General features: G+C 71.2%; 18 protein-coding genes and 1 other RNA gene. 9 read left to right on the forward strand and 10 right to left on the reverse strand.

Annotated features, from left to right (window positions below; genetic code table 11):
* Positions 1 to 3 precede the first annotated feature (3 nt).
* The 6 genes from Apa02nite_RS04440 to Apa02nite_RS04465 form a co-directional block, all read right to left on the reverse strand.
* Positions 4 to 1,479 carry a hypothetical protein gene (locus tag Apa02nite_RS04440; RefSeq protein ID WP_203823943.1) on the reverse strand — a complete coding sequence of 492 codons (1,476 nt, stop codon included), beginning with the start codon at positions 1,477 to 1,479 and terminating at the stop codon, positions 4 to 6.
* Complete coding sequence (locus Apa02nite_RS04445; protein ID WP_203823944.1) at positions 1,476 to 2,636, reverse strand: glycosyltransferase; 1,161 nt, start codon at positions 2,634 to 2,636, stop codon at positions 1,476 to 1,478. Before Apa02nite_RS04445 ends, Apa02nite_RS04440 begins: the two co-directional genes overlap by 4 nt.
* A 12-nt stretch (positions 2,637 to 2,648) precedes the next feature.
* A complete protein-coding gene (locus Apa02nite_RS04450) occupies positions 2,649 to 3,734 on the reverse strand; it encodes a glycosyltransferase (protein WP_239164121.1) in 1,086 nt (361 codons plus the stop codon).
* Positions 3,731 to 4,873: a glycosyltransferase gene (locus Apa02nite_RS04455; protein WP_203823945.1), complete on the reverse strand. Its 1,143-nt coding sequence runs from the start codon at positions 4,871 to 4,873 to the stop codon at positions 3,731 to 3,733. The genes Apa02nite_RS04450 and Apa02nite_RS04455 overlap by 4 nt, the downstream gene beginning before the upstream one ends.
* Before the next feature lie 142 nt (positions 4,874 to 5,015).
* Positions 5,016 to 6,449 (reverse strand): glycosyl hydrolase family 28-related protein, encoded by a 1,434-nt coding sequence (locus Apa02nite_RS04460; RefSeq protein WP_239164122.1) that lies wholly within the window; start codon positions 6,447 to 6,449, stop codon positions 5,016 to 5,018.
* 30 nt (positions 6,450 to 6,479) lie between these two features.
* Positions 6,480 to 7,598 carry a hypothetical protein gene (locus Apa02nite_RS04465; protein WP_203823946.1) on the reverse strand — a complete coding sequence of 373 codons (1,119 nt, stop codon included), beginning with the start codon at positions 7,596 to 7,598 and terminating at the stop codon, positions 6,480 to 6,482.
* A 122-nt stretch (positions 7,599 to 7,720) separates the two neighbouring features.
* On the opposite strand from Apa02nite_RS04465, the gene Apa02nite_RS04470 reads away from it, so the two are divergent.
* The 4 genes from Apa02nite_RS04470 to Apa02nite_RS04485 all read left to right on the forward strand — a co-directional run bounded on the left by Apa02nite_RS04470 (position 7,721) and on the right by Apa02nite_RS04485 (position 12,449).
* Entirely contained in the window at positions 7,721 to 9,493 is a 1,773-nt protein-coding gene (locus Apa02nite_RS04470; protein WP_203823947.1) for a hypothetical protein, read from the forward strand.
* A gap of 109 nt (positions 9,494 to 9,602) precedes the next feature.
* Positions 9,603 to 9,839: a DUF3311 domain-containing protein gene (locus Apa02nite_RS04475; protein ID WP_203823948.1), complete on the forward strand. Its 237-nt coding sequence runs from the start codon at positions 9,603 to 9,605 to the stop codon at positions 9,837 to 9,839.
* Complete coding sequence (mctP, locus tag Apa02nite_RS04480) at positions 9,836 to 11,482, forward strand: monocarboxylate uptake permease MctP (protein WP_373872823.1); 1,647 nt, start codon at positions 9,836 to 9,838, stop codon at positions 11,480 to 11,482. The genes Apa02nite_RS04475 and mctP overlap by 4 nt, the downstream gene beginning before the upstream one ends.
* A 241-nt stretch (positions 11,483 to 11,723) precedes the next feature.
* Entirely contained in the window at positions 11,724 to 12,449 is a 726-nt protein-coding gene (locus tag Apa02nite_RS04485) for a DUF2637 domain-containing protein (RefSeq protein ID WP_373872824.1), read from the forward strand.
* Between the two features lie 250 nt (positions 12,450 to 12,699).
* Here Apa02nite_RS04485 and rnpB read toward each other — a convergent pair.
* Together rnpB and Apa02nite_RS04495 are read right to left on the reverse strand one after the other, a co-directional pair.
* Positions 12,700 to 13,105: RNase P RNA component class A (gene rnpB, locus Apa02nite_RS04490), an RNA gene on the reverse strand.
* A gap of 309 nt (positions 13,106 to 13,414) precedes the next feature.
* Positions 13,415 to 13,846, reverse strand: coding sequence for a toll/interleukin-1 receptor domain-containing protein (locus Apa02nite_RS04495; protein WP_203823949.1), 432 nt, complete (start codon positions 13,844 to 13,846; stop codon positions 13,415 to 13,417).
* A 174-nt stretch (positions 13,847 to 14,020) separates the two neighbouring features.
* On the opposite strand from Apa02nite_RS04495, the gene Apa02nite_RS04500 reads away from it, so the two are divergent.
* From Apa02nite_RS04500 to Apa02nite_RS04515, 4 genes are read left to right on the forward strand one after another with little or no spacing between them, the layout of a single operon-like run.
* On the forward strand, positions 14,021 to 15,079 hold the full coding sequence (locus Apa02nite_RS04500; RefSeq protein ID WP_203823950.1) for a type I glyceraldehyde-3-phosphate dehydrogenase: 1,059 nt from the start codon (positions 14,021 to 14,023) through the stop codon (positions 15,077 to 15,079).
* 10 nt (positions 15,080 to 15,089) lie between these two features.
* Positions 15,090 to 15,977, forward strand: coding sequence for a threonine/serine dehydratase (locus tag Apa02nite_RS04505; protein ID WP_203823951.1), 888 nt, complete (start codon positions 15,090 to 15,092; stop codon positions 15,975 to 15,977).
* A gap of 40 nt (positions 15,978 to 16,017) precedes the next feature.
* Entirely contained in the window at positions 16,018 to 17,175 is a 1,158-nt protein-coding gene (locus Apa02nite_RS04510; RefSeq protein WP_203823952.1) for an ABC transporter permease, read from the forward strand.
* Between the two features lie 3 nt (positions 17,176 to 17,178).
* Positions 17,179 to 17,790 (forward strand): M15 family metallopeptidase, encoded by a 612-nt coding sequence (locus Apa02nite_RS04515; RefSeq protein WP_203823953.1) that lies wholly within the window; start codon positions 17,179 to 17,181, stop codon positions 17,788 to 17,790.
* 213 nt (positions 17,791 to 18,003) lie between these two features.
* On the opposite strand, the gene Apa02nite_RS04520 is transcribed toward Apa02nite_RS04515, so the two are convergent.
* The gene (locus Apa02nite_RS04520; protein ID WP_203823954.1) at positions 18,004 to 18,795 is read right to left on the reverse strand and encodes a class I SAM-dependent methyltransferase; all 792 of its coding nucleotides are present in this window, start codon (positions 18,793 to 18,795) and stop codon (positions 18,004 to 18,006) included.
* Between the two features lie 102 nt (positions 18,796 to 18,897).
* On the opposite strand from Apa02nite_RS04520, the gene Apa02nite_RS04525 reads away from it, so the two are divergent.
* A complete protein-coding gene (locus Apa02nite_RS04525; protein ID WP_067683619.1) occupies positions 18,898 to 19,926 on the forward strand; it encodes an aspartate-semialdehyde dehydrogenase in 1,029 nt (342 codons plus the stop codon).
* A gap of 176 nt (positions 19,927 to 20,102) precedes the next feature.
* On the opposite strand, the gene Apa02nite_RS04530 is transcribed toward Apa02nite_RS04525, so the two are convergent.
* The gene (locus tag Apa02nite_RS04530) at positions 20,103 to 20,852 is read right to left on the reverse strand and encodes a hypothetical protein (RefSeq protein WP_203823955.1); all 750 of its coding nucleotides are present in this window, start codon (positions 20,850 to 20,852) and stop codon (positions 20,103 to 20,105) included.
* Positions 20,853 to 20,894 lie beyond the last annotated feature (42 nt).

Below are 20,894 nucleotides of genomic sequence, written 5' to 3' on the forward strand. Positions count from 1 at the left end.
CCGTCACCTGCCGGATTCGGCCTGCTGCGCGGGTTGGTCCTGGTCCTGCCGGGGCCGGGGGATGACCGGTGTCACGACCGCGGCGACCTCCGCCTCGTCAGCGGCCGTCGCGGTCTTCGCGGTGTACGCCCAGAAGACCACCAGGCACATCATCGCGGCCGCGTACTCCCAGGTCTCGACCATGAGGCTGGCCAGCGCCAGCCCGGCGAGCAGCGCCAGGTGCACGGCGAGGTACGGCCGCCGCTCCGAGCCCCGGGAGAGCCGGAACAGCGCCCAGCCGACCAGCGCCACCACCGCGATCAGGATCGGGATGCCCAGCTGCAGCGAGATGCTGACGAAGTAGTTGTCGACGAAGACCAGGGTGGCGGAGCTGGACACCCGGGAGCCGGTGGCCGCGCCGACCCCGCCGACACCGAGGCCGTACCAGGGTGCGCCGGAGGCCAGCAGGTTGCCCCAGACCTGGAACCGCTCGAAGGTGCTGCTGGAACCGGTCGCGCCGATCGCGACGAAGCCCAGCGCCACCGCCACCATCGTGCCGAAGCCGATGAACCGGGCCCGCTTGCGCATCGCCGCACCACCGCCACGGTTCAGCACCACGGCGCTGAGCAGGCCGCCGGCCAGCAGCAGCGCGCCGGTCCGGTTGGTGCTCAGCGCCAGGGCGACGGCTGCCGCGCCCGCGGCCACGTGCCACAGCCGCCGGCGCGGACGCAGGTCGCGGACCAGCCACAGGGCGGCGTACCCGAGCAGGAACCCGCCGGCCAGCAGCCCGAGCTCCGCGTTGACCTCGGTGAGCCCGGGCGCGCGGAAGGTGTCACCGATCAGCCGGACCCCGCGCTCGGGCTCGAAGCCGAGCGCGACGAGTTCGGCCGGGCCGATGATGTACTCCACCACCGCGGCGACCGCGTTGGCGATCACCATCCCGGCCAGCACCGAGACCAGCAGGGTGATCTCCCGGACGGTCAGCGCGCCGACCAGTACGAACAGGATCAGCGGCAGGGTGGTGAGCCGGTCGCCGACCAGGGTCTGGGTGATCCCGTGGTCGGCGAAACCGATCAGGCTCCACACCCCGAGGACGACGATCACGACGGCGCCGGCCAGCAGTGCCCGGCCGCGCGGCGGGCGGCGCAGCAGGGTGACCGCGAGCAGCGAGCACGCGACGACCGCGGAGGACAGGCTGAGTGCGTAGTCCCGGCCGCCGAACGCGTGGCCGAACAACGCCTGCACGCCGGTCATCCACAGGCCCAGCGGCATGCAGAAGACCGCGGCCAGGTAGATCAGGCCGGGGAACGGCCGGACCGCCACCACCAGCAGGAAGAGGGCGACCGGGGGCAGCGCGGGTGACGCGCCGGCGAGCAGGCAGACCGGGATACCGGCCACCAGCACCGCCGCCACACCGATCAGGATCGCGCGCCGGGCACCCGGTCGCAGCGCACGCCACCACCGCAGAAGTGATGGTGCCTGGAGGAAGTCGACGATCACCGCACCACAGCTTCCGGCCTCGGGGACGCCGCCGCGAGATAGGCGGCGAGGACAGCGTCCACATGCTTGTCCCACGCCAGTCGTTCGCCGTCACCCAGCGCCGAGGCGGTGAGGGCGGCGTACTCGGCGTCGGGCAGGGACGCGGCCTGCTCGAGCCGGTGACGCAACTCGCCCGGCCCGTCGAAGAGCAGTCGTGACCCGGGGGACGCCATGACCGGCTCGGCGATCTTACTTGCCACGATGGGCCGGCCCGCGACCAGTGCCTCGGCGCAGACCAGACCGTACGTCTCCGGCCAGGTGCTCGGGAACAGCAGCCAGCCGGCCCGCCGGAACGCGGCCTGTTTGCCGGATTCGCCGAGGTAACCGAGGTAGTGGACGGAGGGGAACGCGGCGGCCGCGGCCTCGGCGTCGGCGCGCAGCGGGCCGTCCCCGCCGAGCAGCAGCGTGCCGTGCTCCCGCAGCGGGCTCGTCGTCCAGGACCGCAGCAGGTCGCCGACGCCTTTGTGCTCGGCGAGCGCGCCCAGGTAGAGGAACGTGGCCCGGTCGCCCGGCGGCAGCGCGCGCCGTCCGGCCGGCACCGGCAGCGAGAGCAGCACGACGCGCTGGTCCAGGTCGCGGGTGGCCGGCACGTTCCGGAGCATCACGTCCCGGGTGCGTTCCGAGCCGTAGAGCAGCGTGACGTTGCGCAGGGCGCGTGCCACCCGGGCGGCGCGGAGCGCGAGCAGCCGGTCGAGCGCCGGCGAGCGACCGATGTTGCCCAGCGCGTTGCCGGGGTCGGCGATCGCGAAGTCGTGCACGGTGTGCACGGTCGGGTACCGCTGCGCGATCCGGGCGATCGGCCGGATGCCCAGACCCTGCCAGTTGTGCACGTGCACCGCGTCCGGTGCGAATCCGGCCAGATCGCGCGGGCGCAGGCCGGTCGCGTCGGCCACGTCACCGAGGTGGACGAAGCCCTTGCGCAGCGGACCGGCCCGGTCGGCGAGCCGATCGGCCAGGCGGGTGCGGACCGGCTGGTCGGCCGGCTCGGCGTGCGGCGAGGGACGGCTGAAGACCTGGACCTGGTGACCGCGTTCGATCAGTGCGCCGCTGAGGTCACGGACGTAGGTCTCGGCGCCGCCGCGCACCGCGAACGAGGAGTGCACCATGGCGATCCGCATGTCCCCGCCGTCCTAGAGCCGGGCCGCGACGGCCGTCGCGTCGCCGCTGAGCAGGGCGTGCAGGTGTGCGGTCGCGGCACGCCAGGACCGGCCGCCCGGCTCGGCCGCGGTGACCGGTGGCCGGTCGGTCAGCTGCCGCAGCGCGTCGACCAGCGCCGCGCCGGACCAGGTCGTCATCCGGGCCGCCGCGCCGCCGGTGGCCTCCAGCAGCGCCGGGTCGGGGGAGATCACCGTCGGGGTGCCGAGCCGCAGCGCCTCGGCGGCGGGCAGGCCGTACCCCTCGAAGTGGCTGGGCATCACGAACGCGGCGGCGCCGGCCACGGTGGCCGCGTACTCGGCGTCGGAGAGGCGATCGAGGAAGATCACCCGGTCGGCGGCCGGTGACGCGGCCGCCGCGCGCAGGAAGGCGTCCACCGGACGGCCGCCGGTCAGCACCACGAGGTGGTGGCCGGGCAGGTCGGCGAGGGCCTCGACGGCGAGTTCGACACCCTTGTGGGCGGCGTGCCCGGGCACCACGAGGTAGCGCCCGCCCTGGTCGTGCACGGCGGCCACCGGTCCGGGCAGGACACCCGGCGTCACGGCGAGGTCGCTGCCCGGGTGCCAGACCGTCGTTTTCTCGTACGGCACGCCGTAGAGCCCCAGCAGGTCGTGCCGAGTGCGCGCGCTCACGCAGAGCAGCCGCTCGGAGCGGCCGATCGCGGTGCTGTAGCTGAGTTTGCGGTACTGCCGTACGGATGCCGAAAGACCGTCGGGCCAGAGCCGGAACGCCAGGTCGTGCACGATCGTGGTGACCGGGAGCCGGCTGCCCCGCACGGCCAGGGACGGGCTCAGCGACAGCACCCGGGTCCCCGGCCCGGCGTCACCGCCGGTGACCTCGCGCAGCGTCCGGGTCGCCTCGGCGATCGTGCCGATCCGGCCGTCGCGCTGGGTGCCGGCCACGGCCACCTCGGCGGCGGTGTCCGCGGGCGGCTGCCAGCCCGCCGGGGCGGCCACGATCTGCATCCGCTCGCCGGCCGGCCAGCACCGCACCACCTCGGTGAGCACCCGGGTGATGCCGCCCGGGCCGACACCGCTCGCGTCGACGACGGTGCTCGTCACCAGCTGCCTCCGGCCAGGTCGTCGATCCAGTGGGTCATCCGCTCGGCGAACCGGTCGGACGAGAACGCGGCGGCGTGCGCCCGGATCGGCTCCGGTGACAGCTCGCCGGCCCGGTGGACGGCGTCCGCGTACCGGCCCGGGTCGAGGGAGTCGACCAGGAAACCGGTCACGCCGTCACGGACCGTCTCCAGCAGCCCGCCACGTGCCAGCCCGACGACCGGGGTGCCGCAGGCCTGCGCTTCGACCGGGATCATGCCAAAGTCCTCGTGCGCGGGGAAGAGCAGCGCACGGGCGCCCCAGTACAGCTCGCGCAGCCGCTCGCGGTCCGGTCGTACCTCGAAGGTGACCTCGACCCGGGCCGCGGCGGCGAGCCGCCGCAGCCGCTCCTCCTCCGGCCCGGAACCGGCCAGCACCAGCGGCAGGTTCGCGGCGTCGGCGATCGCGATGATCAGATCGAAGTTCTTGTACGGGATCCAGCGCCCGATCCCCAGCAGGTAGTCCCGGGACTGGTGCCGCTGACTCTCCGGCGCGGCACCGAAGTAGTCCACGTCCACCGGCGGGTTGATCACCTCGGCGTCGCGCTTCCAGAACCGTTTGATCCGGCTCTGCACCTCGCGCGAGTTCGCCGCGTACGCGTGCACGTGCCGGCTCAGCCGCAGGTCGGCCTGCTGCAGCACCCGGCGCGGCACGGTGAGCAGCGGGTGCGAGCCGCGGCCGTCGAAGTCCGGGCTCCAGACGTAGCGGGCCGGGGAGTGGATGTAACTGAGGTGCCGGGTCCGTTTCGGATCACCGAGCTTGACGGTGTGCGCGAACGCGTGGCTGGACGAGACCACCACGTCGAACTTCTCGCTGGTCAGCGTCCGCCAGACCAGCGGCATGGCCGGCAGCGAGAGGGCCTTGCTCTGCTTGAGCGGGGTCCGGGCCAGCCAGGACTGCCGCAGGCGCAGCTCGTCGGCGGGCACCCCCTCGTCGGTCCAGAGCACCAGCCGCTGGGCCTGCGGCAGCAGGTCGGCGATGGCCAGGAAGACCGCCTCCGAGCCGCCGGTCGCACCGAACCACTCGTGCACCACGGCGACCCGGCGGCCGGCGAGCAGCGCCGGCTGGAGGGCGCCCCGGCCGGCGGAGCTGTTGACGGTCATGGTTCTCCCAGGTGTTCGGGTGGCGGATGCCGCTCTCGCGCAGGTACGTCACGCTCTGCTGGCTGGGGAAGTCGGCGGTGACGGAGTGAGCGATCCGCCGAGCGATCTTACGGTGCTGTCCACGGCCCGGCTGTCCCGTCGGTCACTCCGAGCCGAGCACCCGGACCGTGCCGTCGGGGAACTGCGCGCAGAGCTGGGTGCGGCCGCCGGCGACCCGGACGAAGACCCGTACCGAATCGGCCTGCGGCAGGCCGCGGACGGTCTGCGCCCGCATCTCGAACGCCGGGCTGACCACCAGGCTCTTGGCCGGATCGGTCAGGCCCTCGAGGATCTCGATCCGGCAGGTGCGGTTCGGTGTGCCGATCCACGGCTTGCCGGTGCCGGCCACGTACGCCCCGTCGGTGTGCACGCCCGGCTGGGTGAGCGAGGCGCGGACCGTCGATCGGTTGCCGAAGCCGTTGCCGAAGTCCACGGCCGCCGTCGCACAGTTCATGATCTTGGTGTCGATCACGCAGCCGGCCGGTTCACCGTCGACGGGTCCCGGTACGAACTGGATGCCGATCTCACGGCGGTCGCCGGTGTGGTTGCCGCCGATCACGAAACCGCCCCACCAGCGGCAGTCGTTGCGGGAGATCCGTACGCCGATCCCGCCGTTGAAATCCGCGTAGCAGTTCACGCAGCCGATCGCGAGCGCGGCCAGGTCGAACGAGACGGTCTGCGCGATGCCCCAGCCGTGACAGTTCACCATCGACGTGGCGTGCGCCTCGCCGGCCAGCCGGAAGCCGATGCCCTCGTTCTCGAAGGCCAGGCAGTTGACGAACATCGAGTCGTGCGGCCCGTTGAAGTTGAACCCCGAGCCGCCGTTGTGGTGCGAGCGGACCGCGGTGAGCCGGGCCTCCATCTGGTGCGACAGCCCGGGCAGCCCGGCCGTGCCGCTCCACTCGCTGTAGACGCCGTCCTGCCGGCAGTTGAAGACGATCAGCTCGGACAGCTCGTACTGGCAGCCGTAGATCCGCAGACCGAAACCGCCGTCCGGGTTCTCGTCCTTGTTGCCGTCCAGGGTCAGGTCACGGATGCTGAAGCCGAGGATGCCGCCGGCGTCGCCGGTGCCGGAGAGCCGCGCGAAACCGTCCGACTCCAGGATCGCGCTGTTGGCGCCCGGGTGCAGCCGCAGCACCGTGGTGTCACCGCCGGCCCCGCGCAGGTGCACGTTCGACCCCAGCACCAGCCGCCGGGTGAGGTAGACCCCGGCCGGCAGGAAGACCAGGCCCGCACCGGCCGCGGCGGCGTCGAGCGCCTTCTGCAGCGCCCGGGTGTCGTCGGTCTTGCCGTCACCGGCCGCGCCGAACTGCCGGACGTCCAGAAAGGACGTCCCGGCGGTGTCCGCGGCCGACATGTACCGGCCGACCACCGCGCCGGTGACTCCCGCGCCGACGGCCACCGCGCCACCGCCGGTGAGCAGGGCCCGGCGCGACGGCGACGGCACACCGCCGGCCATGGCGGGCAGCTGGTCGTCGCGCCAGCGCTGCCACCACATCCGGACGGTGTTGCCGATCGCGGTCGTCCATGGAGTCACGGCGGGAAGGCTAACCGACGCGAAGGCGTCTCAGCTGTGGCGCTGCCAGAGATCACGCAGCACGGCCCAGTTGCCGCCGAGGTCCGCCTCGCAGGACGCCTCGAGCATCAGGGCGGCCAGCTGGTCCTCGTCGCGCTCCCAGGACATGCCGCACAGCGCCACACCGCTCTGCTGCCGGAACGCGTACTCGACGATCTTGCCGGGTGCCTGGGTGACGCCGCCGTTGGTCCGCTGCGGATCCTGCACCCCCGGCGCGACCTCGTCGGCGTTGAGGTTCAACTGCAGACGGTACGACCGTGCCGCGTTCTTCTGCGCGGCCGCCTTGTAGACCACGAAGTGCACCCACGCGTCGCCGTACCGGCAGGTCACGTGCCGGCTCTCGTCCGGGCCGAGCGCCGGGGCGCCCTTCTCGGTGTTGGCGATGCAGTTGCCGAGCGAGGTGATCCACGGGCCGGCCAGGCCGGCCAGGTCGCCGCCGAGCTTCTCCCGGTTGGTCGCCGTCAGCCGGGCCTCGAACAGCGGCACCGACGGCGCCGGGTCGGAGGTCGGGTTGTCCGAACCGCCGCCGGAGTCCCCGGCGGAGCCGATGAAGTAGCCACCGACGCCGAAGGCGATCGCGGCCACCAGGATGCCGCCGATCCAGCCGGCCAGCCGGCCACCCGACTTCGCCGGTTTCGCGGGCGGCGCCGGACGCAGCGGCGGCACCGGTGCCGGCGGGCTCGACTGCTGCTGCGCGGTGTTCCAGGAGTTCTCGGTGGACGTCTCGTTCCACGAGGCGATCGCGGGTGGAGCGCTGTTCGGCTCGGGGAAGGACTGCCACGGCGGTGCGCTGTGCGGCTCGGGCGAGTTCTGCCACTGCGGCGCGGGGGCCGGTGCGGGCGCCGTCTGCCAGGGCAGGGTCGGCGGGCCGGGCTGCGGCGGCTGCGGCGGCGCGACCGGGTCGGGCGAACTCTGCCACGGCGGTGCGCTGTTGGGCTGCTGCGGCGCGGTGGTCGGCAGGGGCGGCGTCTGCCACGGCAGGGTCGGCGGCCCGGGCTGCCGCGGCGCGGGCGGGCCGTCCCAGGCGGGCGCCTTCGGTTGCCGGTTCGCGGGGGCGGTTTCGCCGTTCGCGCCGGGTTCCGTCGGGGGGTGCGTCGCCTCTTCGTTCACGGCCCGCAGGGTAGCAGCAGCCGGTCAACCTGCGTGTCGCGCCGCCGATCTTCGCCACCGTATGATCCCGCGCATCGACGGGGGCGGCTGCGCACGCGCGCGGCCGCGACAGCAGGGAAGCGATGGATCAGGTGAGCGACCAGAGCGGTGTGGAACGGGTGCTGGAGCGGCCGTCCGCCGGCCCGGCCGGAACCGGGGTGCCCGCAGGACCGCGCTCCCGGCCGCGGGTGGTGCGCCTGCTCCGGCACGAGTGGTTCCTGGCCGGGGCCGGATCCGTGCTGCTCGCGGTGCTGATGACCTGGCCGCTGATGCGGGACCCGGCACACACCTTCGCCTCCGACTTCTGGGACCCGTCGCTGCAGGCCTGGCAACTGTCCTGGATGGGCTGGGCGCTGCTGCACAGCCCGGGGCAGTTCTGGGACACCAACGCGCACTTCGGCGAGAGCTGGTCGTTCGCCTACTCCGACACGCTGCTGGGCTACCTGCCGTTCGGCCTGATCGGCTCGGGCAGCGAGGCCGCCGTGCTGCGCTACAACCTGCTCTTCCTGCTGGCGTTCGCGGGCGCGTCGTTCGGCGCGTACGTCCTGGCCCGCCAGCTCGGCGCGAACCGGGCCGGCAGCCTGGTGGCCGGCCTGATCTTCGCCTACGCGCCGTGGCGGTACGCGCACATGTCGCACCTCAACATCCTGTCCATCGGCGGGATCGCGCTCAGCCTCGCGATGCTGGCCCGCGGGCACGGCTACTCGCTGCGGCACGGGTACCGCCCGGCGCAAGCCCGGCCGGCCTGGGCGCTCGGCGGGTGGCTGGTCGCCGCCTGGCAGATCACCCTCGGCTTCGGGCTGGGGCTGCCCTTCGGGTACGTCCTCGGCGCGCTCACCGCCGCGGCCGTGCTGTTCTGGCTGGTCAAGCGGCCGCCGTTCGGCAAGCGGCTGTTCCGCGCCGACCTGGCCGGCGTGCTGATCTTCCTGGCCACGGTCGGCCTGATGGCGATCCCGTACCTGAGGATGCAGCAGGCCTACCCCGGCAGCGCGCGCACGCTCGCCGAGATCAACTCGTTCTCCGGCGACGTCCGGCAGTTCGTCACCGCGCCCGGCTTCGAGTGGCTGTGGGGCCGTGACAACCAGGAGTTGCGCGACGCGCTGATCCCGCAGGGTGGCGGCGAGGTGTGGAACCTGCCCGGGTTCTTCGCGATCGGCCTGGCCGGGCTGGGCCTGGTGGTCTCGGCGTGGTCGCGGCGGCACCGGGTGCTGATGCTGCTCGCGGCGTTCGCCTTCGCCTGGGTCGGGATGGGCATGCGCGCGCCGTGGAACTACGGCTACCAGATGCTGCACCACTGGCTGCCCGGCTGGGACGCGATCCGTACGCCGGGCCGGCTGATCCTCTGGGTGACCCTGCTGCTCGGCCTGCTCGCGGCCGGCCTGATCACCGCGCTCGCCGAGCACCTCACCGGCCGGGTGGCACGGCCGGTGCTGGCCGTGTTGCTGCTGATCCCCGCCGGGCTGGTCGTTCTGGAAGGCGTGCAGATCACGCCGTTCCGAGACGTGCCGAAGGCGCCGGTGGCACTCGGCTCGCTGGCCCAGCCGGTGCTGGTGCTGCCCACCGACAAGCTCGCCGACCTGCTGGTCATGCTGTGGTCGACGGACGGCTTCCCGACCGTCGTGAACGGCTCCAGCGGGTACATCCCGCCCCGGCTCGAACAGCTGCGGGCCACCGTCGCGTCGTTCCCCGACGCGGCGAGCGTGCGATACCTGCGTGACCGCGGCATCCGTACGGTCGTGGTGCCCCGCCGGTCGTACTCGGATCCGGTCCCGCCGGAGACGTTCACCAAGCCGGTCGACGGTCTCGGGATCACCCGCGAGGAGCGCGGTGACGCTGTCGTCTTCGGCCTCGGCTGACCCGCCGTTCGGCGCACCGCCTCGCCCGTTCGGCGCACTTTGATCGCCAATGATCATCCTGTCTCGTTAGCGTGACGTAACCCACACACGCTGTAGAGGGAGGCGGATCATGGCGGAGCCGGAATCCCCGCATGCCGATACCAAGCCACGTACCGATAGCAGTCCCTGGAACTGGTTGCTGCTGGTGCCGATCGTGGTGCCGTTGCTGACCCCGCTCTTCAACCACGACGAGCCACGGCTCGCCGGTTTTCCGCTCTTCTACTGGCTGCAGTTCGCGTTCATCCTGCTCGGCGTCGTGACCACGACGTTGGTGTACCGGATGACGAGGAGCCGGGGCCGATCATGAGCGCGCATCTGACCGAGATCATCGTCTTCAGCGTCCTGTTCCTGCTGGTCAGTGGGATGGGCTTCGTGGCGGCCAAGTGGCGCGCCCCGACCGACATGGCGCACCTGGACGAGTGGGGGCTGGGCGGGCGCAGCTTCGGTGGCTGGATCACCTGGTTCCTGGTCGGCGGGGACCTGTACACGGCGTACACGTTCGTCGCCGTGCCCGCGCTGATCTTCGGGGCCGGGGCCGCCGGGTTCTTCGCCGTGCCGTACACGGTGGTGATCTACCCGCTGTTCTTCCTGATCCTGGTACGGCTCTGGTCGGTGTCGCACCGGCACGGGTTCGTCACGCCTGCCGACTTCGTCCGTACCCGGTACGACTCGCCGACCCTGGCGCTGCTGATCGCGATCACCGGGATCGTGGCGACCATGCCGTACATCGCGTTGCAGCTGATCGGCATCGAGGCGGTGCTCAAGACGATGGGCGTGACCGGGGACAGCGCGATCGCCCGGCACCTGCCGATCATCATCGCGTTCGCGATCCTGGCGGCGTACACGTACCAGTCCGGGCTGCGGGCGCCGGCGCTGATCGCGTTCGTCAAGGACACCCTGATCTACATCGTGATCATCGTGGCGGTGATCTACCTGCCGTACAAGCTGGGCGGCTGGGGCGCGATCTTCGAGGCGGCGGACAAGAAGTTCCAGGCGTCACCGGCGCCCGGCGACGGGATCATCCTGAACGCCAACAACCAGGTGCAGTACTTCACCCTGGCGCTCGGCTCGGCGCTCGCGCTGTTCCTCTACCCGCACAGCATCACCGGGGTGCTGGCCAGCCGGAACCGGGACGTGATCAAGCGGAACATGTCGGCGCTGCCGGCGTACAGCTTCCTGCTCGGCCTGATCGCGCTGCTCGGCTACATGGCGATCGCGGCCGGGGTGAAGCCGCTGCCCGGCGCCAAGCCCGGCAGCGTGGACAGCAACACGGTGGTTCCGCTGCTGTTCGACCTGCATTTCCCGCCCTGGTTCGCCGGGGTGGCGTTCGCCGCGATCGGCATCGGTGCGCTGGTGCCGGCCGCGATCATGTCGATCGCCGCGGCCAACCTGTTCACCCGCAACATCTACAAGGAGTACCTGCGCAAGGACGCCACCCCGGCGCAGGAGGCCGGCGTCGCCAAGATCACCTCACTGGTAGTCAAGATCGGGGCGGTCGCCTTCATCGTCTTCCTGGACCCGCAGTTCTCCATCGACCTGCAGCTGATCGGTGGCGTGATCATCCTGCAGACCGGTCCGTCGGTGATCCTCGGCCTCTACGGCCGCTGGCTGCACCGGGGCGCGCTGATCGCGGGCTGGGCGGCCGGGATGGGGCTGGCGTTCTGGATGCTCTGGCAGATCCCGAACGCGGCCACCGGCCGCAAGCACTTCGGCGGGTCGGCGTTCGCGCTGTCCGAGTTCGGCTTCGACACCCCGAAGACGATCTACGTGGGGTTCGTGGCGGTGCTGGTGAACCTGGCGGTGGCGGTGCTGGTGACGTTCCTGCTGCGGGCGCTCAAGACGCCGGAGGGGGTCGACGGCACCGCGAAGGACGACTACTTCGCCGACGAGGGTGACCCGCGGATCGCGCGGCGGCTGCCCGGCACGGTCGAAAAGGTGTCGTCCACCTGACCGATTCTGATCTGCGTGCTTCACACGCGCCGTGCCCCGCTCCTGGGGTGCGGCGCGCTGTATTTCGGACCCGGCGGTCCCGTTCACGTCGTACGTACCCGGTTCGACCGACTCGCCGCAGGCGGCCGGTTTGCTCCGGTAGCGTCTGATCCCGGCGCCGCGTTTCGCCCTTTCCCGCGGGTGCCGCTTCACGCCAGGCCGTCCGCTCGAGGCCCGTCGCTCCGTGCCGAGGAGGTTCGCGTTGCCGGCGCAGATGACGCTGACGCAGCAGTTCGCCGCGGAATACGCCAAGGGCGCGGTGCCCGGGATGCTCAAGGCGATCCGGACCATCAAACGCGCCAACAACGGGATCCTGGCCGGCGCGCTCGCGGCCAGTTACCTGCACCAGGGGCACTATCTGGTGAGCCTGGGCGCCGGTCTGTTCGCGTGGATCGTCCCGGCCGTTTTTGATCTGGCCATGCTCTCCATGCTGACGATCAGTCAGACCGCCGGGATGGCCGCCGACGCCAAACGCGCCGCGCTCAAGGTCCTGGCCCTGGTGGTCACCATCTCGGCCGCGGTCAACTTCGCGGCGCCCGGCCCGATCGGCCTGCGGATCATCTTCGCGCTGGTGGTCGGCCTGGTCGCCGGCGTCGAGTGGGTCGCCGCCAAGATCCGCCCGGACTTCGCCGCGATCGAGGCCCGCGAGGTGGAGGCGACCGCCGACGTGCGCCCGGCCCGCCGCCTGGACCCGGAGGTGGCCCGGGCACGCGCGGCCAAGGCGGCGGCCACCCGTCGCGCCAATCAGGCGGCCAGGGCCGCCGAGGACACCGTCCGCACCAGGTCCGCCGATCCCACCAGGTCGCGGACGGTCAAGGCCGCGGAGAGAGCTCGGGTACGGGCTACCCAGGACGTCCTGGATCAGGCCGAGCTGCAGAACTTCTTCGCCGCCCAGCCCTTGGCGCAACCGGACCGTTCCCGGGCGTGATCCCCAGCCGGTCCAGCGCCTCCTGCCGCACGTACCAGACGGGCGAGCACCCGAAGGTCCCGTCCGGGTACTGCATGCGCGGCTGGCTGACCATCACCTCACCGGGCCGGAACGGATCCCAGTCGATGCCCCAGCTCCGCAGTCACATCGGCCAGGCGCTCTTGTAGTCCCGATACCGCTCGTCGCGCCGTCCCCACACCACGAGAACCCAGCCGGCCATATCCATGCCGGCAGATTACCGAAAGGGCGACGGACGAGTCGGCCTGTACGCCGGATTCTGTAGCCGGTGACTTGCGTCGCCGGTGACGGCCATCCATCTCGGCCTGCCGTTGCCGACAGGCTCTTGCGGCCTACCCGCAGGATCGGGCGAGCAGCCCTCGAACCCTGCGCCGGCCACGACCTCGCGGCCGCGACCTTGCTTGGCCTTGCTCCGGGTGGGGTTTACCTAGCCGCCCCGGTCACCCGGGACGCTGGTGAGCTCTTACCTCACCGTTTCACCCTTACCGCCGATGCTTCAGGCACCGGAGGCGGTCTGTTCTCTGTGGCACTGTCCCGCGGGTCACCCCGGGTTGCCGTTAACAACCACCCTGCTCTGCGGAGTCCGGACGTTCCTCGGCGATGCCGTGAGGCACCGACGCGACCGCCCAGCCGACTCGTCCGTCGCGCCGTAATACTACGTGCCCGGTGGCGCCGCCCCGCGAGGCAGTCCCGCCACCGGTCCCGCAGCGCGCCTCCCGGCCCGGGCTGGCTCTCAGGGGTGCCTCGAGGGCACGGAGGCACCCCTGAGAGTCAGCCCGGGGGCCGGAAGCGCGGCGCGGTCGGGGGTGGCTGGGGAGGCCGGGGCGGCAACAGCGCGCGATCAGTCGCTGCGGCAGATGCGATTACCGGGCCTGGTCCGAAAGTGGTCGCCCGGCAAGATCGACGATCTCTATACCCATTTTCGGGGAAAAACAAACTGGCAACTCTCACGCCGTACGCGAAAAAGGGTTTTGCGGGCCGCCGACCGCGACCATCAAAACCTCCAGTGCCTCCTCTTCATCCAGCTCATGGACGCTTTTACAGTTTGCGGCGCGCAGCGGCGCGGGCAACTCCGCGGCGTCGAGACGGATGACCACGAGTCCGGGCACGAGGGGCACTTCGGACCAGTCCGATGTGGAGGCCCGGTGCTCCGCGGAGACCAGAATGATCACCTGGTCCGATCCGGAAAGCGCATCCGCTATCCGGTGCACGAAGTCGACCCCGGCCGGGAGCATCTGCACGGCATGGCCTGCGGCCTGCAGGGACCTGTTGATCCACTGTGCCCACAGTGCGTCTGCCGTGGCATAGGAGAGAAGTACGGGCACGTCTCCAGCATGCCGGAACACCCTCCACATAGACCACCGGGCGTCGATGGTCATCACTCGGACGGTATGACATTGTCATCCGTTGACGTGCAAGTTGCACAACTCATAGTGTCGAAGCCGTAACGCCGGGTGGACCCTTGGGCAAAACGGGGGTGTCCTGGCGGTCAGGAACACAGACCGGCACCATCGTGGAACACACACAACAGCAACGGAGTCGAGGAGCGCTCGATGACTGTCGCGATCGGGATCAACGGACTCGGACGGATCGGGCGCAGTCTTACCCGCATCATTGCGTCGGTGCCGAACCCGGGCGTCCAGATCGCCGCGGTGAATGACATCGCGTCCACCGAGAAGCTGGCGTACGGCCTACGCCGCGACAGCATCCGGGGCGCGTTCCCCGGCACGGTGACCGCCCGCGGCGACTATCTCGTGGTCAACGACCACGCCATCCGTGCCTATCACCATGAGCGGCCGGAGCGGATCCCCTGGGCCGACCAGGGGGTGGATGTGGTGATCGAGGCCACCGGGCGGTTCCGGGCCGGCACCACGGCGCGGACCCACATCACCCACGGCGGCGCCCGCAAAGTGGTGATCAGCGCGTCGGCCGACGACCCGGACGCGTTCCTGATCTACGGGGCCAACCACCTCAGCTACGACCCGGACCTGCACGACGTGGTCTCGCCCGCCTCGTGCGGGGTGAACGCGCTGACCGTGATGGCCAAGGTGCTGCTGGACCGGTTCGGCCTGCACTCGGTGAACACCTCGGTGATGCTGGCGACCCAGGGCTGGCAGCGGGTCCAGGACTCGCTGATCGGCACGTCGCGGGAGGACCCGCGCCTGGGCCGGGCCGCCGGGGAGAGCATCGTCCCGCACAACCACGTGGTCGGTGACCTGGTCCGGGTGGCGCTGCCGGAGATCGGCGAGATGCGCTACAGCTATTACTGCGTGCCCACCCCGGTCGGCTCGCTGGCCGAGCTGTCCGGGCAGACCGGGCGGCCGGTGACGGTCGAGGAGGTCAACCGGGCGATGGCCGAGGCGGCCGCCGGGCCGCTGCGCGGCATCCTGGCGTACGACCCGGACCCGACGGTCTCGATCGACGTCAAGAGCAACCCGGCGTCATGCCTGTTCGACCCGTCCGGCACCCAGGTCACCGCGGACGGCGGGGTGAAGGTGCGCGGCTGGTTCGACAACGAGTGGGGGTTCTCGAACCGGTTACTCGATCTGACCAGGCTGATTGGAGAGCGCTTACCCGTACCGTCGAGTTCGGTGAGCTGGAGCGTCGCCTAGTTTTGACGTTGTGATCAACATTGCGGATGTGGAAGCCGCTGCCCGGCGGATCGACGGCCGGATCCGGCACACCCCGGTGGTGCAGGCCGGTCCGGACCTCTGGTTCAAGCTGGAGCACCTGCAGCACGCCGGCTCGTTCAAGACCCGCGGGATGATGAACAAGATCCTGAACAGCGACGTCCCGGCGGCCGGGATCGTGGTGGCGTCGGGTGGCAACGCGGGGCTGGCGGCGGCGTACGCGGCTCGCGAGCTGGGTGTGCCGGTCGAGGTGTTCGTGCCGGTCACCGCGCCCGAGGTGAAGGTGGCCAAGCTCAGGAAGCTGGGCGCGACGGTGGTGCAGGTCGGCAACGAGTACGCGGAGGCCTATGCGGCCGCGCGGGAGCGGACCGGCGCGCTGTATTGCCACGCGTACGACGACCCGGACATGGTCGCCGGAAACGGCACACTAGGTCTCGAAATCTCCGAAATCTCGGACACCGTGCTTGTCGCAGTGGGCGGTGGTGGCCTGATCGCCGGCGTGATCGCCGCGCTGCGCGACCGGGCGAAGATCGTCGCGGTCGAGCCGGTGACCTCTAGCGCCCTGCACGCGGCGCTCCTCGCGGGCGAACCCGTCGACGTCCCGGTCTCCGGCGTCGCCGCCGACTCGCTCGGCGCCCGCCGGGTCGGTGACATCGCGTTCGAGCTCGCCACCGACGCGAAGATCGAGTCGCTGCTCGTCGACGACGCCGCGATCGTCGACGCCCGCCGCCGGCTCTGGGACGACTACCGGATCGTGGTCGAGCACGGCACGGCCGCCGCGTACGCCGCGCTGACCTCCGGCGCGTACCGCCCGGCCCCGGGGGAGCGCGTGGTCACCCTGCTCTGCGGCGCCAACACCAACCCGGCCGATCTGGGCTGAAACCGCCCCGGGGGACGGTCTTCCCGGGCAGGCTCGGGGTGTGTCCGATCAGACCCAGCATCAGTCGGTACGGCAGTTCCGGCGCTTCGCCCTGGTGATCTGCGCGATCGGCGTGGTGATCCAGCTCGGGCTGACCGCGTACTACCTCGGGATGGGGCACAAGGCCGCCGCGCATCACCTGCCGGTGGGCCTGGTGGCCAGCGCCGAGCAGCGCGCCGAGGTGGTCGGCCTGCTCGAGGCCGGCGGGCACTTCCGGTTCGACGACTACGCCTCCGTGGACGCGCTGACCACCGCGATCAAGCGCCGCGAGGTGTACGGCGGTGTCGACGTGACCGGCACCCCGCACCTGTACGTGGCGAGCGCCGCCGGGCCGGCCGCCGCGAGTCTGCTGCGCGCCACGTACACCGCGGTCGTGCAGCAGCGGACCGCGGCGCAGGTGACCACCCTGGCGCAGACCACCGATCAGGTCGGGATCCGGACCGTCCAGTCGCTGATCACCCCGCCGCTGGTCACCGACGTGGTGCCGCTGCCCGCCGCCGACGTCAACGGGGTCTCGCTCGGCTTCCTCACCCAGGCGCTGTCGCTCGGCGGCACGATCGCCTCGATCGGGCTGGGCCGGCTGATCCCGCGGACCCGCCGGAGCTGGCGCCGCGGCGTCGCGCACTCGGCGACCCTCGTCGTCTACGCGATCGGCTCGGCCGTGGCGATCCTCTGGTCGATGAGCTGGTTCGGGGTCGGCAGCGGTGCCGACCGGTGGGAGATGCTCGGCATCTTCTCGCTGATCTCGCTGGCCGTGACCGGTTCGACGGCCGGAGCGGTGGCGCTGATCGGCCCGGCCGGCGCCGCGGTCGGCGCGTTCTACTTCACGATCGGCACGGTCATCTCCGGCGCCAGCATCCTGCCCGAGTTCCTGCCCACGTTCGGCCGGGTGCTCGGCGAGAACCTGCCCACCGGGGCCGGCGTGCAGGCGGTCCGGGAGAACCTGTACTTCCCGGACGCGCCGATCGGCCCGCACATCGCGGTGCTCGCGGCGTACGCGGTCATCGGTTGTGTCCTCGTCCTGATCACCAATGTGCTGCCGAACCGGAAGGACCGCACCTCCGAGGTCGATCTCGATCTGACCGTCCGGCTGGAGGGCGCGCCGGTCGAGGAAAATCGCGGAGCAACTCAGATTTCCGCGGGAGCGCCGAACCAGTAAGGCGTGGGAATCGAGGGAGTGAACGGACGCATCGCCGACATCCAGAGCCGGATCCTGGCCCTGCAGACCCAGCAGGCCGCGACCACGACCGCCGCGAAGATGGCGCCGCCCGGCAGCCCGCAGGCCGCCGGCTCCTCGTTCGCCAGTCACCTGAGCGGTGCGATCGCGGCGCGGAGCACGCCCGAGACGGGCAAGGCGTACAAGCTGAACGGCAAGGGCATCCCGGAGGACCTGGCCGCCTACGGCAACGGCAAGATCCCGCCGGAGGCGCTGCAGCAGGTCGGCGACGGCAAGCACAAGCTGTGGGCGCCGGCCGCCGAGAAGCTCACCCAGCTCCTCGACGACGCCGAACGGGACGGCGTGAAGATCGGCATCACCGACTCGTACCGCTCGTACCCCGAGCAGGTCGACATCGCCCGCCGCAAGGGCCTCTACTCGCAGGGCGGTCTGGCCGCCAAGCCAGGCACCAGCGAACACGGCTGGGGCATGGCCACCGACCTCGACCTCAACCCCGAGGCGCTGTCCTGGATGCGCAAGAACGGTGACCGCTACGGCTTCGTCGAGAACGTCAAGCGCGAGTCCTGGCACTGGGCTTTCCGCCCCAACACCCTTTAAATCCCTATTTGGTACGAATAGGGAGCGCGCGTCCGTAGGCTACAAGCCACGTCCCGCCCGTGAGGCGATCGCGAGGCCGCGGCTGATCCGGACCGAGGCGCGGCTCACGGCGGAGTCGGCTGGTTCTCGGGGGTGTCTCAACCTCGTTGAGACACCCCCGAGAACCAGCCAAGCCCCGCAACCTGCGCCGCGGCCGTGCCGGGCGTGTGGTGGTCAGGCGCGGCAGAGGAGCTCGCCGTGCGGGATGGTGAACCAGCCGTCCGGGGAGGCGGCCCAGGAGCGCCAGCCGGCCGAGAGGCGGTCCAGGTCGGCGGGGGTGGCGGCGCCGGACTGCACGGCGGTGGCGGCCATGTCGGACTTCAGGATGCGGTCCGCCCACATGGTGCCCCACCAGTCGCGGTCCGCGTCGTCGGCGAAACACCAGATCGAGGCGCTCGCGGTCACGTCGGTGAAGCCGGCCGCCCGGGCCCAGGACAGCAGGCGGCGGCCGGCGTCGGGTTCGCCGCCGTTGCCGCGGGCGACCCGCTGGTAGAGCGCCAGCCACTCGTCCAGCTCGGTGACCAGCGGGAACCAGGTGAAGCCGGCGTAGTCGCTGTCCCGGACCGCGACCAGGCCGCCGGGCCGGGTGACCCGGCGCATCTCGCGCAGGGCCGCGACCGGGTCGGCGACGTGCTGCAGCACCTGGTGGGCGTGCACCACGTCGAACGAGTCGTCCGGGAAGTCGAGGGCGTGCACGTCGCCGACCGCGAAGTCGACGTTCGTCAGGCCGCGCCGGGTGATCTCGGCGCGGGCCAGGTCGAGGGCCGCTTCGGTGCGTTCCAGGGCGGTGACCCGGGTGACCTGCGCCGCCAGGTCGGCGGTGATGGTGCCGGGGCCGCATCCGACGTCCAGCAGGGTGAATCCGGAGGAAAGACGTGGCAGCAGGTATGCCGCCGAATTCTCTGCGGTGCGCCAGCGGTGTGAGCGCAAGACCGACTCGTGGTGCCCGTGGGTATACGTCGCCATGCCCTCGAAGCTAGCCCCGTTGTCCTCGAATGTGGGACAGCAATCCTGCATTCTGGGCAACCTGATTTCTTGATGAGCAGTTCAGGCCGTATTTTGGTGGTCATGAGGATCGGCATCGTCGGCGCGACGGGTCAGGTCGGTGGCGTCATGCGCCGCATCCTGGCTGAGCGCAACTTCCCTGTTGACCAGCTTCGACTCTTCGCCTCGGCCCGCAGCGCGGGTCGCACCATCGCCTGGGGTTCCGGCGAGGTGACCGTCGAGGACGCGGCGACCGCTGACTACCGCGGCCTGGACATCGTGCTCTTCTCGGCCGGCAAGGGCGGCTCGAAGGAGTACGCGCCGCGCGTCGCCGAGACCGGCGCCGTCGTCGTCGACAACTCGTCGGCCTGGCGGATGGACCCGGACGTCCCGCTCGTGGTCGCCGAGGTGAACCCGGACGCCGCCAAGGTGCGGCCGAAGGGCATCATCGCCAACCCGAACTGCACCACGATGGCCGCGATGCCGGTGCTCCGGCCGCTGCACGACGAGGCCGGGCTGGTCTCCTTCGTCGCCACCACGTACCAGGCGGTCGGCGGCTCCGGGCTGGCCGGCGCGGCCGAGCTCGACGAGCAGATCAAGAAGGTCGCCGACCGGGCGCTCGAGCTGGTCCACGACGGGTCCGCCGTGGAGTTCCCCGAGTCCAAGGTCTTCCCGCGGCCGATCGCGTTCAACGTGATCCCGCAGGCCGGCTCGTTCGTCGACGACGGCAGCGGCGAGACCGACGAGGAGCAGAAGCTCCGCAACGAGAGCCGGAAGATCCTCGACCTGCCCGGGTTGCTGGTCTCCGGCACCTGCGTGCGGGTGCCGGTGTTCACCGGGCACTCGATCCAGGTGAACGCGCGCTTCAGCCGGCCGATCTCCCCGGAGCGGGCCCGTGAGCTGCTGGGCTCGGCGCCCGGCGTGGAGCTGTCCGAGGTGCCCACCCCGCTGCAGGCCGCCGGCCGCGACCCGTCGTACGTGGGACGTTTCCGGGTCGACTCGACCGTGGACAACGGGCTGGCCTTCTTCATCTCGAACGACAACCTGCGCAAGGGTGCGGCGCTCAATGCCGTGCAGATCGCCGAGCTGATCGCCGCGGAGCGGAGCAGCTGACCCGTCCCGCCTGTTTCGCCGCCCCGGTCGCCGTCCGCGACCGGGGCGGCTTCGTTTTTCGGCGCTCGATCCGCTGATCCCGGTCATAATCACGCTCGTTGAGGTCTCTGTGGTGTGAATGCTGCACCGAAGCCGGGCGAACGAGCCGAGTGACTCGTTCCGATGAGGTATGACGGTCAATTCACCCAGTTCCACATTGGAAATCCTGGGGCATTTTGCCCGAATCGGTAGCGCATGGTCGTTTTTAGTTGCAGAGTGATGGAATGAACGACAGTGGGCTCGCCGGGGCGGGCTACTTCTGGTGCCTCCGACACCACCGGGTCGAGATCGGCGACGACGTATGTCCCGCTCAGTATCGGCTCGGGCCGTTCACCACCGCTGACGAAGCGACGCGGGCACTCGAGACAGTCGAGAAGCGCAATGCCGACTGGGATGCCGAGGACGCCCGATGGACTGGGGAGAAAAGCTAGACCGTCATCTCGCCCGCTGGTCCGAACTTCGATTTCCCCGGTGCCGACGCGCCCGCAGTCATTCGCAAGGAGGAACACCTCGATGCCCGCTGCCAAAAAGGCCCCGACCAGACCCGCCGCCTCCGGCGCGGGTCCTAAAACCGTTTCCGGTACGCCGGAACGCGCGACCTCCGCAACCGGCTCCTCCCGCCGGACCCCGGCGGCGGGGCGATCCGCAGTGGCGGGACGGAGCACGGCGGCCCGGAGCGCGGCTGGCACGTCCTCGTCGGCGAAGCCCACGGCCGGTCGGGCGAAAGCCCCGGTCGTGCCGGTGAAGCCCGCTGCTGCGTCGGCAAAGGCCGGTGCCGGCGTCGGGTCGGCGAAGGCCGGTGCCAGCATCGGGTCAGCGAAGGCCGGTGCCGGCGTCGGGTCAGCGAAGGCCGGTGCCGGTTCGGCGAAGGCCGGTGCCGGGATCAAGACAGGGAAATCCGTTGCCGGGGCCGGGGTGGCCGCGGGCGG

Origin of the sequence: Actinoplanes palleronii, assembly GCF_016862315.1 — a bacterium.
Taxonomy (GTDB): domain Bacteria; phylum Actinomycetota; class Actinomycetes; order Mycobacteriales; family Micromonosporaceae; genus Actinoplanes; species Actinoplanes palleronii.